Here is a 17,131-nt window from a genome sequence, read left to right on the forward strand (position 1 = left end):
CGGAATTGATTAACGTCAAAAAATCATTGAAGAGTGAATATAAAATACACGGTTTCATGTATTTTGCAACTTTTTTTTGAAAAATCTTAAATTAAAATAGATAGATAATTTACGAGAATGAGTAATACGTTGAAGAAAGAGTACTATAGTTTTAGGACCATATTTTAGTAAAAATGCTTTTTATTTAGTCGATTTTGGTCGTTAGTTTCAAACAACGCTATTAAAGCGTAATCTTGGCTAGATTACGCTTTTTAATCGTTAATGATATTGAAAGATGAACGGCTAATTTAATCCATCCACTTTCAGCAATAAATACATTGCCTGATAAGGTTTTAAGGTTATTTCAGACTCCAACGCATTGCTGTTTGTATAATTACCGAATAATTGTTGCCAATGAATCTGTTGCAGATCTTTTGGCAATGTCCAGTGAGTTGTTTTATTCGTCAAATTGATTATTACCAGAAGTTTTTGATTATTCCAATTGCGAACATAGCACCAATAATCGGCAATATCTGGCGTTAAATCTTGATAATCACCCAAAATAAATATTGGGTACTCCTTCCGCAATCTGATTAAGGTTTGATAGCAATAAAAGATGGAATTGGGATCGTCAAGTGCGGCTTTTACGTTAATCTGTGGATAATTGTTGGCAACAGCTATCCACGGTTCGCCTTTGCTAAAGCCAGCATGAGCGGAGTTATCCCACTGCATCGGTGTTCGGCTATTGTCGCGTGATTTGCTGGCTAAAATAGCTAGCATTTCCGCTTTCGACATGCCTTCGGCGATTTTTTCATGGTAAATATTTAAGCTTTCTACATCCCGATATTGTGATATATCAGTAAAATGAGGATTGGTCATACCAATTTCTTCACCTTGATACAGGTACGGCGTACCTTGTAGACCATAGAGCAACATAGCCAGCATTTTAGCTGATTCGGTATGATATTGGGTCTCATTGCCAAAGCGTGATACGATGCGGGGTTGATCGTGATTACACCAGAAAATGGCATTCCAAGCCTTACCGTGCATGCCAGTTTGCCAATACCCCATGATTTTTTTTAATTCTAATAAGTTGGGCTGTGCCAATGACCATTTGTAACCATCAGGATAATCAACTTTTAGATGATGAAAGTTAAATGTCATGGTCAGTTCTTTACCGTCTAAAGCAGCATAGTGTTGGCAATTTTCAAGGCTAGTTGAGGACATTTCACCCACGGTAATAAGTTGATTAGGTTGGAATACCTCTCGGCTCATCTCTTGTAGAAATTGATGTATTTTGGGACCATCAGTGTAATATTTTCGACCATCGCCGTTGTTATCATCCGCAAAATCTTGTTGTTTTGAAACTAAATTAATGACATCCAATCTTAAGGCATCCACTCCTTTATCCGCCCAAAATTGGCAAACTTTTTTGATTTCTTGTCGGACGTTGGGATTTTCCCAATTCAGATCAGCCTGTTCTTTAGCAAATAAGTGTAAGTAATACTGGTGAGATGGTTCATGCCATTGCCAAGCCTTACCGCCAAATTTTGAACGCCAGTTATTAGGCTCAGCACCATCGGATTTGGCATCTTTCCAAATATAAAAAGATCGATAAGGGCTGGATTTATCTAAAGCAGATTTAAACCATGGGTGCTTAGTTGAAGTATGATTAAATACCATATCCATCATAATACGGATACCGCGAAGATGGGCTTGCTGTACCAGCAATTCAAAATCCTCCATGCTGCCATAGGCGGGATCAATATCATAATAATCAGAGACATCATAACCATTATCAATTTGTGGTGACGGGTAAATAGGCGTTAACCAAATGGCACTAATCCCGAGTCTTTTTAGATAATCTAATCGACTGATAATACCTAATACATCCCCAGTTGGACTTGCGCCGCTGGCTTGAAAGCTTTTGGGATAGATTTGATAAATAGTACCGTTTTGCCACCAAGGAATATCAATTTTATTCATTGCTTGCTCTTCATAGTAATTTTTAAAAATCGTTAATTTAAACAATTGATTAACTGTTCTTATGCCAGAACGGTTAACTTTTATAGACTATTTAGCGAATATCTAACGTACCTTGTTTAAGCTTTATTTTATAAACGGTAGCCGTTAAAACGATCGGTACAACAATCGCCACAATCATTGCTAAGGCATAAATCGACCAATATACCGGTTTAATCGATAATATGCCCGGCAAACCACCGACACCGATACCATTAGATAAAACGCCAAATAAACCACAAATTAATCCAGCTAAAGCTGCACCGATCATGGCACATAGCATTGGGAATTTATAGCGTAAATTGATGCCGTACATTGCCGGTTCAGTTACACCTAAATAAGCCGAGATGGCAGCTGGAACCGAGACTTCCCGCTCATTATGTTTTTTACTTACTAATATAATACCCACTACCGCGGATGCTTGGGCAATATTAGATAAAGCAATAATTGGCCAAAGCGGAGTGCCGCCCATACTTTCGGTCATCTGCATGTCGATAGCGAGTGTAGTATGGTGAATACCGGTAATGACCAGCGGTGAATAGAAAAATCCAAAAATAGCTGAACCAATAAAAGCATAATCGCCGGTCATTAAATATTTAACAACCGTAGCAATACCGTTACCTAACATTCGTCCAAATGGTCCCAATAAAAAGTGAGCTAAAAATACTGATGCTAGCAGCGCAACAATCGGCACAATTACTAGCGTTAAGTAGTCAGGCACAATTTTGCGTAATCGTGTTTCGATCCACCCTAGTGCTAAACCTGCAAAAATGGATGGGATCACTTGTGCTTGATAGCCAACTTTTTCGATACTAGACCAACCAAAATCCCAGACTTCCGGTATTTTGCTTCCAAGGTCATAAGCGTTCATTAGTTGTGGTGAAACTAAAGTAATACCCAGTATAAGACCTAATACTGGCGAACCACCCATTTTTTTCACCGTAGACCAGCAAATAGCAACCGGTAAAAAGTGGAAAATCGCTTCACAAGGTAGCCAAAGAATATTATAGATAGGTTCTAACCAATGGTAAGTTTGAATCAGTGGTTTATCATCAATAGTTGGCATTTCACCGATGATATTACGTAAACCAAGTAATAGACCTCCGGCAATTAAAGCCGGTAATAATGGCACAAAAATTTCGGCCAAATTGGCAATAAGTTGTTCAAAGAAAGACATATTTTTCTTAGCAGCGGCTTTGGTCTGTTCTTTGCTTGCTTCGTCCAAATTTAATTGTTGGGTTAAAGTTTTGTAATAGCTATCAACATTCGTCCCAATGATAACTTGAAATTGCCCGGCGTTGTTAAAACAACCTTTGACAAAAGGAAGGGCTTGTATGGCATCAACATTGGCGATGTTGGGATCGATCAACGCAAATCTTAATCTGGTTAAGCAGTGGGTAACACTGGCAATATTTTCTTTCCCACCAATTAAATCGACCAGTTGCGTTATTGATTCGGTTGATATTTTTGAATCTTTAGCCATAAAAGTCTCCTTGTAATTAAAACTTTAGCTGATTTGTTTCATCAATAGTTTGGCTATTATTTAATATGAATCAAGCTTAAATTGATTTTAATAAATAATAAATGGGAACGTTCCCTATTTGTGACTGAACTCACAATTTTTTACTTGGATTGTGAGGCGATTGATTAATCGAGGCTGATTTTAAATCATTAATTTACAAGGTACGGTAGTGGTTTTAAATGAAACGGTATTTTGTAACATGCTGAGTAATGCTTGGGCGGCATAGGTACCGGCTTTATCAAACCCAAGCTCAACTGAAAGCGTATCAGGGAACAAAAAATTAAGTAACTCACTGTTGCCAATGCTCGCGACCACAATATGTTCTAATTGATTCTGCTGTAAATATTTGTTTAATCCTAAAGCGATGGCGTCAGTCGCACAAACGATTGCTGTTGGCGAGTGTGATAAAATTGATTCAGCAAGTTCATAACCTGAACGATAACTCAAATTGCCTAAGTAAGCATTTGTACTGATTTGATGTTTGTGGCAATAATCCATATAGGCTTGATAGCGTAATGCACCTGTTGTTTGGTCTTGTTGATCAATACCAATAAAGCCAATATTTTGATGTTTTCTTGATTGATGTAAATATTTCAGTAAGGTTGTGACTGCACCAATGTCATCGTAGCAAATGCAAGTATATTCCTGAAATGATCTGGCGATTATCACACTTTTATTTTGCCAAAATGATAATAATGAGTGTTCTAACCCAGTGAAAGCAAAAACAATCACACCATCTGCTTGCTTTTCTTTCAATATGGTTAAATGTTCGTGGACTTTATTAACACTAAACTGGCTTTCAAGGATGATAGGATCGTAACCATGCTGGTATAAAATTGGCAGTATAGCGCGCACTGCTTGATTTTCAGACATCGAATCAAGACGAGTGACAATAATACCTATCACTTTATTTCCATAACCACGCATTGCTCTTGCTGACTTAGAAGGGATAAATTGATACTGTTCAATGATTGTCATCACTTTATTACGGGTGGTTTCTTTCACCATTGGATCATGATTAATTACCCGTGAAACGGTCGATTTGCTCACACCGCTTAATTTAGCAATGTCTTTAATGGTTAGATGGTTAGACAACGCACTCATAATCACTTCATTATACGAAAATCAATGAAATCATAGTAATATAGATTGACCAAAATTGCGATATTCCGATTGAATAAGATGTTTATGAATAGAGATATCATGTTCAATTGATCTGTTCAATCATTCTTCAATGATTCATGCATTATTGTTCAAATAAATCCTAAAAACTTTGTTTTTCCGTTGGAAAAAGTAGTGTACTTTCAATAAGTTGTTGAATAAAATGAATGGTATGCAAAAATGATCCACTTTTTTATTTATTACGGTATTCGATTTTTACACGATTGACTGTTAATGCCATTACCCAATGTATTTATCTCGTTACTATAAGAAATGGTTTTTATGATTTTATTCATTCACTGTTTGATATTAATTTTTGATAAGTTTTTCCCCACGCTAACATCGCATCATGCACTTGTTTTAAACTTTGTCCAACTTCGGTTAAGGTATATTCAACTTTTGGTGGTACTTGTGCATAAACTTTGCGGGTGATTAAGCCATTTTTTTCCATAATGCGTAAATGAGAAGTGAGAACTTTTTGTGAGATGCCATTTAGGGATTTTTTTAATTCGCCAAAACGTTTGGTTCCAGTCAGTAAATCACGCACTATTAATACTTTCCATTTATCACCCATTAACATTAATGTGATTTCAACAGGACAAGGAGGCAAATTTTCATTTAATGACATTGTTAATAATTCCTTTAAATTCAATGATAGTTTCCTAAAAGATACTATATTACATAACGGTACCTACTTTACAATAGATACTTTGAATATTAATCTAAAACTTGCCATTGAGTAAAAGATTTTTTATATAACAGATATTTATTCGAATCAAATTGAATTTTAATTTAAATAATAGGAAAGGAGTAAATAATGAAAATAGCTGTAATTGGTGCAAATGGTAAATCAGGCTCATTAATTGTTAAAGAAGCACTTAACCGTGGTCATGCCGTCACGGCAATTGTCCGTAGAGCTGATGCTAAAGTTGATCCTAAAGCTGACGTATTGGTTAAAGATCTTTTTGAGTTAACTTATGATGATTTAAGACCTTTTGATGTTATTGTTGATGCATTTGCCACCTGGACACTCGAGTCACTGCCTTTACATCAAACAAGTTTAAAACATCTTACGGATATTTTGATGGATAAACCTAATCGATTATTAGTTGTTGGTGGTGCAGGTAGTTTATATGTCAATCCAGAACATTCTATTCGTTTAGTTGATACTCCCCAATTCCCTGAAGAGTTTAAACCATTAGCAAATAATATGGCAAAAGCGTTAGATGCACTCAAAAAATGTAACAATGTGAACTGGACATACTTAAGCCCTGCTATTGAGTTTATTGCTGATGGTCCAAGAACAGGTCATTATACCACTGGTGGTGAGCAGTTTATGATTAATAGTCAAGGCAAAAGCCAAATTAGCTATGCTGATTATGCTATTGCTATGGTTGATGAAGCTGAAAATGCTAAACATATTCAGCAACGTTTCACAGTTGTTGCTCAATAGTTTATTAAGCCTTACATTAAGATGGTCTATAATCAAATTACTAGGTTGTATGTAAGGCAAATGATTTAATCCGCAAGCATTAGAAATTTTTGATAACGTGTATCTATTTTCATTCTAATATCACAAAAATGTGGCAAAATGTTATATAGCTACACATTGTTGGATCCTTTTAGTGCATCACGAATCGAAATTTTCAAATCACAATATCGATCCTTACCAATTGATTCATTGGCATATTTATTGCATTACTGTTCTTATCACTTTTTCATAATTCTTATAGTTGTACTGTCTTTGATTCGTTGTTACTTTACTTGGAAAAACTGTTATGCAATACGATCTGATCATAAAAAATGGTCTTGTTATTCTCGAATCGGGTGAAGTCTATACCGATATTGCAATAAAAAATGGCAGAATTGCGGCTATTGGCTTGGATTTGGAGCAAGCTATTAAGACTATTGATGCTCAAGGCTTAGTTGTCAGCCCTGGTATGGTTGATGTTCATGTGCATATTAGTGAGCCTGGCGGTGTTCGTCATGAGTGGGAAGGCTATGTGACTGGAACAAAAGCATGTGCAAAAGGGGGCGTAACAACCTTTGTTGAAATGCCTCTTAATCAACTTCCTGCCACTACCAGTGCTGAAACTCTTCATCAAAAATACGCTGCTGGTCAAGGAAAACTTTATGTCGATGTTGCTTCCTATGGGGGATTAGTTCCTTATAACTTAACCAATAATGGTATTGCAGAACAAGTCGAAGAAGGTGTTGCGGCATTTAAATGTTTTATGGCAACTTGTGGGGATCCAAATCTTGAAGGTGATTTTGCTAATGTGAATGATTATGCATTGTGGGAAGGGATGCGCCAAATTGCCAAAACCGGTAAAGTGTTGGCTATCCATGCAGAAAATGCCGCAATTACTGATATGTTAGGTCAACAAGCCAAAGCACGAGGGGAAAATAAATTATCACAATATGTAGCAACTCGTCCGGTATTTACTGAAGTTGAAGCAATTCGTCGAGCCATCTTTTTTGCTCAGCAAACTGGCTGTCCGATTCACATTTGCCATGTTGCTTGCCCTGAAGGGGTTGAAGAGGTAATCAAAGCTCGTCAAGACGGTGTGAATGTGACATGTGAAACCTGTATTCATTACCTCTATTTCACTACAGACCAATTGGATGCTATTGGACCAATTGCAAAATGTTCACCACCAATCCGCGATCAGCAAGCTCAAGAAGGATTATGGAAATACCTCTTTGCAGGACACATTATTACCGCCGTATCCGATCATTCACCTTGTACCTATGATTTAAAAAATAAAGACAATGCTTTTGATGCTTGGGGCGGCATTTCTGGTGTTCAAAATAATGTGGATATATTTTTTGATGAAGCGGTACAAAAACGGGGTATGCCATTAAAGCAATTTGCCGATATTATCGCAAAAAATCCTGCCGAAAGATACAACTTACCAACCAAAGGCGCCATTCAAGTTGGTAAAGATGCTGACATTATTTTTATAAAACCTCGTTCATGCTATGTATTAAAAGCTCAAAATCTTGAATATCGCAATCAATTTAGTCCTTATGTGGGTAGGCAAATTGGTGCACAAGTCGTACAAACATTGTTACGAGGAGAAACCATTTATCAGATTGATTCTGGTATTGATTCAACACCAAGAGGAACCTTTATTCGCTGTTAATCATAAAGACATAAGTAAAAACTCAGGTAATTAAGGGATAGGATTATGAAAAATCATACAAAGCAATCATCATCTGAATCACTAACCATTAACAGATCATTACTACCTAAGACCAATAAAGATCGAACCATGAATTGTTTTACCTATGGATTTATGTGGATAGGCGATGGTATGAATTTAGGTAATATGACTTTAGGCGCAAGCTTGGTAGTAGCAGGAGTTGCGACTATGAATACTCTTCAAACTTTCATTGCAATGTTCATCTCAATCTTAATTATTACCACAATTTTTGTTTTAAATGATCGGTTAGGGTATCGCACTGGAATTCCTTATGTGATGCAACTGCGCATGTCATTTGGAATAAAAGGAGCTGTTGTTTCATCGTTGCTACGTGGTATTCCTGCTATTGTTTGGTATGGCTTTCAAAGCTGGATTGGCGCAACAGCCCTTAATGAAATCATTAAAATATTATCGAATGGCGGATTTAATCAGGTATTTGTCTGTTTTCTTATTTTGCAATGTTTCCAAATCGCCTTGTCGCTATATGGGTTCCATGCAATAAAATGGGTTGAAACCTTAATTTCGGTTGTTATTCTTTGTGCATTAGTTTATGTTTTTATTATACTACTCAATAATCATCAAGATATTGTTATAGACAAATGGGTGAAGCCTAAAGGAACCTGGGGACTGCCTTTTTATGGCTTTATTATGATGTTTTTGGGCAATTATTCTGCAATTTTTCTGAGTGCAGCTGATTATTCTCGAGAGCTCAAATTAGGCTTTAGCCATCGTCAAAGAGCGTTACTTTATTTTCTACCGATTTTTATTGCTTATGGTTTTATTATTACTATTGGCGTGATGTTGGCTTCTGTCACTGGTAACGCTAATCCAGTGAAAGCCTTTGCAATCGTGGTAGATAATTCCTATATCACTATTATCGTATCAACCTTTATTGTGTTAGGTACCATTGCGGTAAATATTGTCGCTAACATTATTCCGCCAGCTTACGTGATTACCTTGTTAACGAAAGCCAATTATCAATTATCCGTAACAATTACCGGTTTATTAGCTATCGCTTCTTTCCCTTGGATTTTAGTGCAAGATACATCAGCACAAGGATTAGGCTTATTTATTCTCATTTACTCCGCATTTTTAGGACCAATTGTTGCAATACTATTGGTGGAATATTATTTATTACGTCGCCAGCAAATTAATATACATGCTTTATACAATAATAAAGGTCAGTTTGCAGGTTATAATCCTGCGGCTATTTTAGCGATGCTTATTGGTTCTGCTTCGGCATTTTATGAAGTAAGTTTATCATGGATTGTCGGTTTTTTTGTTGGTGGAATAAGTTATATCTTATTAACCAAATACAGGTTTATGCAATCTCCTTTCAAAAAAGGGACAATCTTTGAAAAGAGATAGAGAATTTTACGTGGCTATCGAAACTGACCGTTTAAACTTTCTGTTTTTATTAGGTTTCACTGCCAATTTGACATGTTACTTTGATCTCTCGATTATTCGGAATTTCTAAATTTGACAATACCGCTAATTGAGGAAAATTAGGTCTTAAAAATTGAGCAAGCATGGCTCGTAACGAGTGATTAACCAATAAAACCGGTGGAGCACCGATTGCTTCTTGCTGATGAAGAGCTTGTTGTAGTTGTTGAATGATATGTTCAGCTAAACCCGGCTCAAAGTTACTGGTATTTTGCAGTGTTTGCAGTAACAAACGCTCTAAATTGACATTTAAGCAGATCACATTGATTTGCTCACTATCAGAAAACCATTGTTGAGTGATTACGCGCCCTAATGCAATTCTAACCATACTAAGTAATTGATAAGCATCATTCTGAGTTGGTGCATGTTCACAAATGGTTTCTATAATGGTGCGCATATCACGAATTGAAACTTTTTCAGCAATCAAATTTTGCAATATTTTATGAAACGTTGTTAATGTTATGACTCCTGGAATAAAGTCTTCAACAAGTTTTGGTACTTCTTGCTTAATTCGATCGAGCAGTTCTTGAGTTTCTAACCGACCAAGTAAATCACTGGCAAATTGTTGTAACAGGTGATTAAAGTGCGTTGCAATCATAGTGCTAGTATCAACAACGGTATAACCTAATATCTGCGCATTTTCTTTATCGTTTTTATCTATCCAAATAGCCGGCAATCCAAAAGCAGGTTCAGTAGTAGGTGTGCCTTTAATGGTTTCAGTTACATTACCTGGATTAATGGCTAACCATTTATTATTAACAATTTCACCTTTTCCAATTTCACCACCTTTAATAAAGATTTTATATTGATAAGGCGCTAATGAAAGATTATCGCGAATATGCACTTGAGGAGGTAAAAAGCCTAACGTTTGAGCAAATTTTTTACGTAAACTACGAATTTTACCCAATAATTCGCCGTTTTGTGTTTGATCCACCATAGGGATAAGTCCGTATCCGACTTCCATGGCTAAAATATCTTCAATATTTACATCCGACCAAGTGGCTTCTAAACTTGCTGGCGTCGTTGCCGGTGCTTCTGTGGTTTTTGTGGTATTTTGTGGCTCAGCATTTTTATGTTTGTTTAGCCACCATGCCAGCACGGTTAAAAAACCGGTGAACATTAAAAATACAATATTGGGCATGCCTGGAATCAGTCCAAGTAAGCCAATTACAACCGCTGTCAAAATCAATACTTTAGGGCTATTGAATAACTGGTTAAGCATTTGTTCACTGATACTATCTTGCGAGTTCACTCGAGTAACAATAACACCTGCTGCAGTTGAAATAATTAATGATGGTATTTGCGCAACTAAACCATCGCCAATTGTCAGTAATACATAAGTGTGGCTTGCATCAGCAAACGTCATACCATGTTGCATAACACCAACTAATAAGCCACCGATAATGGTAATTGCCATAATGAGCAACCCAGCAATAGCATCACCGCGAACAAATTTACTGGCACCGTCCATTGAACCGTAAAAATCGGCTTCTTGGGTCACTTCTGCTCTTCGTGCTTTAGCTTCATCTTCACCAATTAACCCCGCATTAAGATCAGCATCAATTGCCATTTGTTTACCTGGCATGCCATCTAATGCAAAACGAGCCCCCACTTCAGCAATTCGTCCAGCTCCTTTGGTAATCACCATGAAGTTAATGATGACCAGAATAACAAATACAACGATACCAATAGCAAAATTTCCACCAACTAAAAAGTGCCCGAACGCTTCAATAACCCGCCCTGCCGCATCACTGCCGGTATGACCTTTTAATAATACTACCCTTGTAGAGGCAACATTGAGCGATAAGCGCAATAAAGTTGCAAATAATAAAACCGTTGGAAATGCTGCAAAATCAAGCACTCTTTTAGTGAATAAAGCGACAATTAATATAATAATGGATAAGGCAATATTAAAAGTAAAAAATAGATCTAAGATAAAAGCTGGCAAAGGTAATACCATCATCGACAGAATCAATAATATGAGTATTGGTCCCGCTAAAATTTGATATTGACCATTTTTTAAGGTATTCAATGACAATAATGTCTGTAGCTTTGATTTAATCATAAAATTAGTAATTACGGTTATTTATATTCGGATAGCGATTCAGGTACGGGTAAATTATTCGGTGCTATTGGCTTATCACCGCCATATTTATACCAATGTTTTAATTGATATACCCAAGCTAAAATTTGTGCCACAGCGGTATAAAGCTCGGTTGGAATCGTTTCACCAATTTCACCATGGTGATATAAAGCACGAGCTAAAGGTGGTGCCTCTAATAAGGGTATATTATGTTCGCTTGCTATTTCTTTAATACGCAGCGCAATGTTATCCGTACCTTTGGCTAATAATTTTGGAGCAGCCATGGTTTTATCATCATATTGTAAAGCAACAGCGTAATGGGTTGGGTTAGTTACAATAACATTGGCTTTAGTCACATCTTTCATCATTCGACGTCGGGCCATTGCTTGTTGCATTTGGCGAATACGACCTTTTATTTGTGGATCACCTTCTTGTTCTTTAAACTCATCTTTAATTTCTTGTTTGGACATTTTCAATTTTTTCAAATTACTCCAAATTTGATAAAAAATATCAAAACCAACCATTGGTATTAAAGATAACACACTTAAAATTCCACAAATAATGACTAATTCTATTGCATTTGTTAATGCGTTATTTAAATACATATTGGGTAAGGAAAGTATATTGGGAAAATAGTGTAATAAAAATAGAGCTACCGTGGTTGAAATCAGGGTAACTTTAAGTATGCTTTTAAGCAGTTCCGAAAAAATTCTAATGCTAAATAGTCGACCAAACCCAGCTATAGGGTTGAGTTTTGAAAATTTTGGTTTGATTGATTGCAGGCTAAAGAGTAATCCCCCAACACCAAGTGGAGCAAACATGGCAGTAATTACCAATCCTATAACAATTGGCACAATAGACCAAATACCTGCTGTGATCAAATTAACTAAATGTAAAGTAATTAATGTATCATCTTTTGGTGAGTGTGATACTTTGATCGCCATTTTTATAATAGTGATCAGTTGATTAACTGTATAAGGTCCTATTATTAAAAGTAGTGAAATACCTATTAATAGAATAAACAAGGATGTTAATTCTCGAGATCGTGGTATCTGCCCCTTTTCCTTAGCTTTTTTTATTTTGCTATCCGTGGGTTGTTCGCTTTTATCTAGATCACTCTCATTAGCCATGGTGGGAATAAAATTATACTGTTAAATGCATTTTTTAATGATAACAGTATGAACTTATTATTTGAGAATTATTGCTTTGAAAAGGCGATGATTTATGGGGTATTTATCTCGTTTAACGGATTTTAATATCAATAGTTTGTTTGTTTTTATTTTACACTTTCGCCCGTTTGGATGAAATAACTTCAGTTTGCTGATAGCCATTATTTGTATAAACTGCTGGATTATTTAAATTTTTAAGATGATTGATTGACTGTTCTGTCATGTTCATGCGATTTTGAATAATCAAACCATTATCGTGATTAATCTTTGCCAATAATTTGGTAGTATCGGTAATTGATTGCCAGTGAGCCGCCACGGCTGGATTTTCATTATAAGGGGGTTGTATTGCCAGTTGTTGACTCAACTTAACTCGTTTTTCATCCAATAATTTTAATTGAATAAGTAACTGACTTTTTTTATCAATAATATCAGCTAATTGATTGATTAACTTATTATCAATCAGTATTTGTTGCTCTGTTTGCAGAATTTCTGAGAGAGTTTGTAACATTTCTGTGATGTTGTTTAAAATATCCTCTAATTCTAACATGTTTACATTCCTTAAATGTTCATTAGCTTTCAATGTTTTGTAACATTTGCTGAATCAGTTCTTTAGCAATTTTTCGTGAATCAATCACTAATGAACCATCGGCAATGGCTTGTTTTATTTTATCAACTTTTTTTACGTTAATATCATTGTCGATTGTGCGTAATAGTGTTACTGAATTTTGTGATAGGTTTACATTAGCACTTACCTTGGTATCATTTTGGGCTGGTATTACCGCTGTCTGATTTTTCTGTTGCTCAGAAATTACATCACGACTCATAAGTCCTGAAATGGCGGTAATAGATTTTGTTGCATCAATACTCATAAGGTACCTTTGATCATATTTACGATTTGTATAATTTGTTTAGTTCCATTATCGGCAAAAATAGAAAAATCATTAATTTTATTTGTTGAAAATGATTACACCTTGATTTGTTAATACTCCATCAATAACATTACCTGAATTAAGTTTAACACTAATTTTCTCATCTAATGTGGCATTATTGAGTGATTTACCATTTGTGGTTATTTGATAACTTTCGCCATCAATAATGACTTTAACGATTTGACCAGCTTTAACCTGCCAATTTTTTTGTAGCATTGCTTTTTTTATGGTTTCACTCTGATTGATATTACGTGTAGCAATATGATTAAGGGCATCGGATTTATTTAAAATAACTGAGGAGGGGAGCTTATCTAACCATCCAAATTTTAAATCTATCAAATCTTCTGTGATAACTGAGCCAGCCATGATTGGTTGTTTGGCGATAAGGTAATGTCCGCTAACTGCAACATAAATGTGCATAAACCTTTTTTTATTATCACACTGTACACTGATGGTCATATTGCCCCACGGTTTTTTGGTATTAAGTAAAGATAAGGTGGGGTTGTCGCAATTCAATTTAGGCATATCATTGGTATAACTAATCGTTACAGCTTCAGGATTATGGCTAAATTGCTGAGTAATGAGATCGTTAATCTGTTTGCTAAGCGAGTTAGCTAAGACGATATGGCAGCTAAATAAGATAAACATACCAATTATTAATTTCACTATTCTAATCATGCTTATTTTTTCTATATTATTTATGATGTAAATTTTACTTTATGCTCAGAAAGTCTGAATGTTGAAATAAGGACAATTTTAACCGTTATTTGTACGATGATTTTTTTTAGCTTCACTTAAAATCCTTTCTATCAAAAAAAATTAGGGTGATTTTATGTTTGATAAATTGGATAACTGGGTTAATTTTCACAGTCAGGCACTCAATGTGCGTGAAATGCGGCAAAATATTCTAGCCGCCAATATTGCTAATAGTGATACACCTAATTATCAAGCTCGAGATATTGATTTTAAAGCAGAGTTAACTAAAGCCATAAAAAATGAAGGTAATGCAAATAATATTGCACTTCATATTACTTCTAATGGTCATATTCCAATGTCAATGCCAATGATGACAAATCAAAATCTATTGTATCGAATACCTTATCAAGCTTCAGCAGATGGTAACACTGTAGAGATGGATCAAGAGCGTACAGCGTTTATGGATAACACTATTCACTATCAAAGTAATCTTACTTTTTTAGGTGAACAATTTAAAAATGTGATGTCAGTATTACAGCAAGGATAATTGTCATGAGTTTTTCTATTTTTGCCATTTCCGGTTCAGCACTGATGGCACAGACCCAACGTATGAATATCAGTGCCAGTAATTTAGCCAATGCTGAAAGTATTACCAGCACAACAGGTCAAGCTTATCGAGCTAAACAAGTTATTTTCCAAGTTGATGATAATGGTTACCAAAATAGCGTAGCAGGCGTAAAGGTGTCACAAGTGATTGAAGATCCAGCGCCAATGAATTTAATCTATGACCCGAATCATCCTTTAGCAGACGAAAAAGGTTACATTCAAAAACCAAATGTTGATGTAGTGGCAGAGATGGTCAATACCATATCAGCATCTCGTAGTTATCAAGCAAATGTAGAAGTCATCAATACAGCAAAAAGTTTAATGCTTAAAACCCTTACCTTAGGGCAATAGAAGGATGTAATTCATGGGTATTTCGAATGTAGCAGTGTCAGAAACATCAAATATGACGAGTCCAGTCAGAAAAGGGACATCTGATGGTAATTCTAGTCAGGAATTACAAGATAATTTTTTAACATTACTTATCGCCCAAATGAAGAATCAAGATCCCACCAATCCCATGGACAACAGTCAGTTGACTTCACAACTTGCTCAGATTAATACGTTAGCAGGTATTGAACGACTTAATACGACATTAGGTATGGTTTCTGGTCAGATTGACGACAGTATGTCAGTGAATGCAAGTAATATGATTGGTAAAGGTGTCATGGTTCCAGGTAATAAAATTTTGGTTGCCACATCGGAAGTCGAAGGCTCAGAAACAGAAAAAGAGACCATTACCACACCATTTGGCTTTGAACTTATGCGTGATGCTGATTCAGTGGTTGTTACCATAAAAGATGAAAACGGCAATGTTGTGCGTGAGGTTGATCTCGGTTCGATTCCTGCTGGGGTCAGTTCTTTTACTTGGGATGGTGAACTTAATGATGGAACACTTGCGCCTGATGGTAGCTATACGTTTTCAGTTAATGCCAGCTACGATGGACAAAAAGTATCTTCAACACCATTATCTTATTCCGTGGTGTACGGAGTAATTAATAGCAAAGTTAACAATAAAGTATTACTAGATTTAGGGATACTGGGTTCAATTAGTATTGACGAAGTGCGTCAAATTCTTTAAAGGGGAATAAGTTCATATGGGGTTTTCTCAAGCAATTAGTGGTATGAATGCCGCTTCAAAACAATTAGATGTTATTGGTAATAATATTGCCAATTCTGCAACAGTTGGCTTCAAAAGTGCTAGTATCTCATTTGCTGATATCTATGCCGGTTCAAAAGTTGGAATGGGGGTTAAAGTTGCATCTGTTATGCAAAATTTTAATGATGGCACGACAACCTCTACCAATAATAGTTTGGATGTTGCTATTTCTGGTAATGGATTTTTTCGGTTAGTGGATAGCAGTGGGCAAATCTATTATACCCGTAATGGTCAGTTCCAATTAGATGCTGAGCGTAATATTATCTCTGCCGATGGATTACAATTAACGGGCTATTTAGCGACAGGTACGCCACCACAAATCCAACAGGGATCTGCGCCTGGTCCATTAAAAATTTCGCAAGAGATGTTAAATGCTTCAGCAACCAGTAAGGCCTCTTTGCAAACAAATTTAAATTCAAACAGTAAAGTTCCTGAAAAACAACCGATCAGTGCAACAGATGCTGACACATTTAATTATTCAACCACCATCACCACTTATGATTCCTTAGGTAATCAACGTAATGTTCAGCTTTTTTATGTTAAAACAGCAGATAACCAATGGGATGTTCATTATCTTGATAGCAGCGATCCTAACGCAACGCTTCAGACCTTAGGGAAAATGGAATTTGATTCATCCGGTAAATTAATTAGTGATCCAGAAATGACGATCAATATTAATGGTCTAAATGGTTCGGCAGATAACAGCTTTACATTATCACTTGCAAGCAGTACCCAACAAAATATGGGTAAAGAAGTCGGTAGCATTAAAACCCCTATTATTGATGGTTATGCCGCTGGTGATCTAGTTGGCTATAGTATTAATGATGACGGTACAATTTTCGGTGTTTATTCTAATCAACAAACCATGTTATTAGGTCAAATTGCCATGGCAGATTTTGCCAATGTTAATGGATTAGAATCAGCGGGCAATAATAATTGGCGATCAACGCTTAATTCTGGATCAGAAGTGTTGGGTACCGCCAACAGTGGGACGTTTGGTTCACTAGCCAGTGGTGCGGTAGAGGCTTCTAATGTTGATATGAGTCAAGAGTTGGTCAATATGATTGTCGCTCAGCGTAATTATCAATCGAATTCACAAACCATTAAAACTCAAGACCAAATACTCAATACATTGGTTAATTTGCGTTAGTTTAAGGAT

Annotated in this window: 16 protein-coding genes; 7 read left to right on the plus strand and 9 right to left on the minus strand. The window is 36.0% G+C overall.

The window, feature by feature from the left end; all coding sequences use genetic code 11:
- Positions 1-282: 282 nt before the first annotated feature.
- From treC to J3U13_RS10495, 4 genes are all read right to left on the minus strand, one after another.
- The gene (treC, locus tag J3U13_RS10480; RefSeq protein WP_267341958.1) at positions 283-1,965 is read right to left on the minus strand and encodes an alpha,alpha-phosphotrehalase; all 1,683 of its coding nucleotides are present in this window, start codon (positions 1,963-1,965) and stop codon (positions 283-285) included.
- 91 nt (positions 1,966-2,056) lie between these two features.
- A complete protein-coding gene (gene treB / locus J3U13_RS10485; RefSeq protein ID WP_267341959.1) occupies positions 2,057-3,484 on the minus strand; it encodes a PTS trehalose transporter subunit IIBC in 1,428 nt (475 codons plus the stop codon).
- A 180-nt stretch (positions 3,485-3,664) separates the two neighbouring features.
- Positions 3,665-4,627, minus strand: coding sequence for a trehalose operon repressor TreR (gene treR, locus J3U13_RS10490; RefSeq protein ID WP_267341961.1), 963 nt, complete (start codon positions 4,625-4,627; stop codon positions 3,665-3,667).
- Positions 4,628-4,976: 349 nt separating this feature from the next.
- Complete coding sequence (locus J3U13_RS10495) at positions 4,977-5,312, minus strand: winged helix-turn-helix transcriptional regulator (protein WP_267341962.1); 336 nt, start codon at positions 5,310-5,312, stop codon at positions 4,977-4,979.
- Between the two features lie 189 nt (positions 5,313-5,501).
- Here J3U13_RS10495 and J3U13_RS10500 point away from each other — a divergent pair, with 189 nt between their 5' ends.
- The 3 genes from J3U13_RS10500 to J3U13_RS10510 all read left to right on the plus strand — a co-directional run bounded on the left by J3U13_RS10500 (position 5,502) and on the right by J3U13_RS10510 (position 9,258).
- Complete coding sequence (locus J3U13_RS10500; protein ID WP_267341963.1) at positions 5,502-6,137, plus strand: NAD(P)-dependent oxidoreductase; 636 nt, start codon at positions 5,502-5,504, stop codon at positions 6,135-6,137.
- Between the two features lie 325 nt (positions 6,138-6,462).
- Entirely contained in the window at positions 6,463-7,830 is a 1,368-nt protein-coding gene (gene allB / locus J3U13_RS10505) for an allantoinase AllB (RefSeq protein WP_267341964.1), read from the plus strand.
- Positions 7,831-7,875: 45 nt separating this feature from the next.
- On the plus strand, positions 7,876-9,258 hold the full coding sequence (locus tag J3U13_RS10510) for an NCS1 family transporter (RefSeq protein ID WP_267341966.1): 1,383 nt from the start codon (positions 7,876-7,878) through the stop codon (positions 9,256-9,258).
- 49 nt (positions 9,259-9,307) lie between these two features.
- Here J3U13_RS10510 and flhA read toward each other — a convergent pair whose 3' ends face one another.
- The 5 genes from flhA to flgA all read right to left on the minus strand — a co-directional run bounded on the left by flhA (position 9,308) and on the right by flgA (position 14,180).
- On the minus strand, positions 9,308-11,398 hold the full coding sequence (flhA, locus tag J3U13_RS10515; protein ID WP_267341968.1) for a flagellar biosynthesis protein FlhA: 2,091 nt from the start codon (positions 11,396-11,398) through the stop codon (positions 9,308-9,310).
- Between the two features lie 17 nt (positions 11,399-11,415).
- Positions 11,416-12,546, minus strand: a complete 1,131-nt coding sequence (flhB, locus tag J3U13_RS10520; RefSeq protein WP_267341969.1) for a flagellar biosynthesis protein FlhB — start codon at positions 12,544-12,546, stop codon at positions 11,416-11,418.
- Between the two features lie 151 nt (positions 12,547-12,697).
- Positions 12,698-13,132 carry a flagella synthesis protein FlgN gene (locus J3U13_RS10525; protein ID WP_267341970.1) on the minus strand — a complete coding sequence of 145 codons (435 nt, stop codon included), beginning with the start codon at positions 13,130-13,132 and terminating at the stop codon, positions 12,698-12,700.
- A gap of 22 nt (positions 13,133-13,154) precedes the next feature.
- Complete coding sequence (gene flgM / locus J3U13_RS10530; RefSeq protein ID WP_267341971.1) at positions 13,155-13,454, minus strand: flagellar biosynthesis anti-sigma factor FlgM; 300 nt, start codon at positions 13,452-13,454, stop codon at positions 13,155-13,157.
- Positions 13,455-13,532: 78 nt separating this feature from the next.
- Entirely contained in the window at positions 13,533-14,180 is a 648-nt protein-coding gene (gene flgA, locus J3U13_RS10535) for a flagellar basal body P-ring formation chaperone FlgA (RefSeq protein WP_267341972.1), read from the minus strand.
- Between the two features lie 166 nt (positions 14,181-14,346).
- On the opposite strand from flgA, the gene flgB reads away from it, so the two are divergent.
- Genes flgB through flgE form a run of 4 tightly spaced genes read left to right on the plus strand, consistent with a single transcriptional unit; the run spans position 14,347 to position 17,122 of the window.
- Complete coding sequence (flgB, locus tag J3U13_RS10540) at positions 14,347-14,757, plus strand: flagellar basal body rod protein FlgB (RefSeq protein ID WP_267341973.1); 411 nt, start codon at positions 14,347-14,349, stop codon at positions 14,755-14,757.
- Positions 14,758-14,762: 5 nt separating this feature from the next.
- On the plus strand, positions 14,763-15,167 hold the full coding sequence (gene flgC, locus J3U13_RS10545) for a flagellar basal body rod protein FlgC (protein ID WP_267341974.1): 405 nt from the start codon (positions 14,763-14,765) through the stop codon (positions 15,165-15,167).
- Between the two features lie 13 nt (positions 15,168-15,180).
- Complete coding sequence (flgD, locus tag J3U13_RS10550; protein ID WP_267341975.1) at positions 15,181-15,894, plus strand: flagellar hook assembly protein FlgD; 714 nt, start codon at positions 15,181-15,183, stop codon at positions 15,892-15,894.
- Between the two features lie 16 nt (positions 15,895-15,910).
- The gene (gene flgE, locus J3U13_RS10555) at positions 15,911-17,122 is read left to right on the plus strand and encodes a flagellar hook protein FlgE (RefSeq protein WP_267341976.1); all 1,212 of its coding nucleotides are present in this window, start codon (positions 15,911-15,913) and stop codon (positions 17,120-17,122) included.
- Positions 17,123-17,131 lie beyond the last annotated feature (9 nt).

Origin of the sequence: Gilliamella sp. B2887 (genome assembly GCF_026537015.1) — a bacterium.
Taxonomy (GTDB): Bacteria; Pseudomonadota; Gammaproteobacteria; order Enterobacterales; family Orbaceae; genus Gilliamella.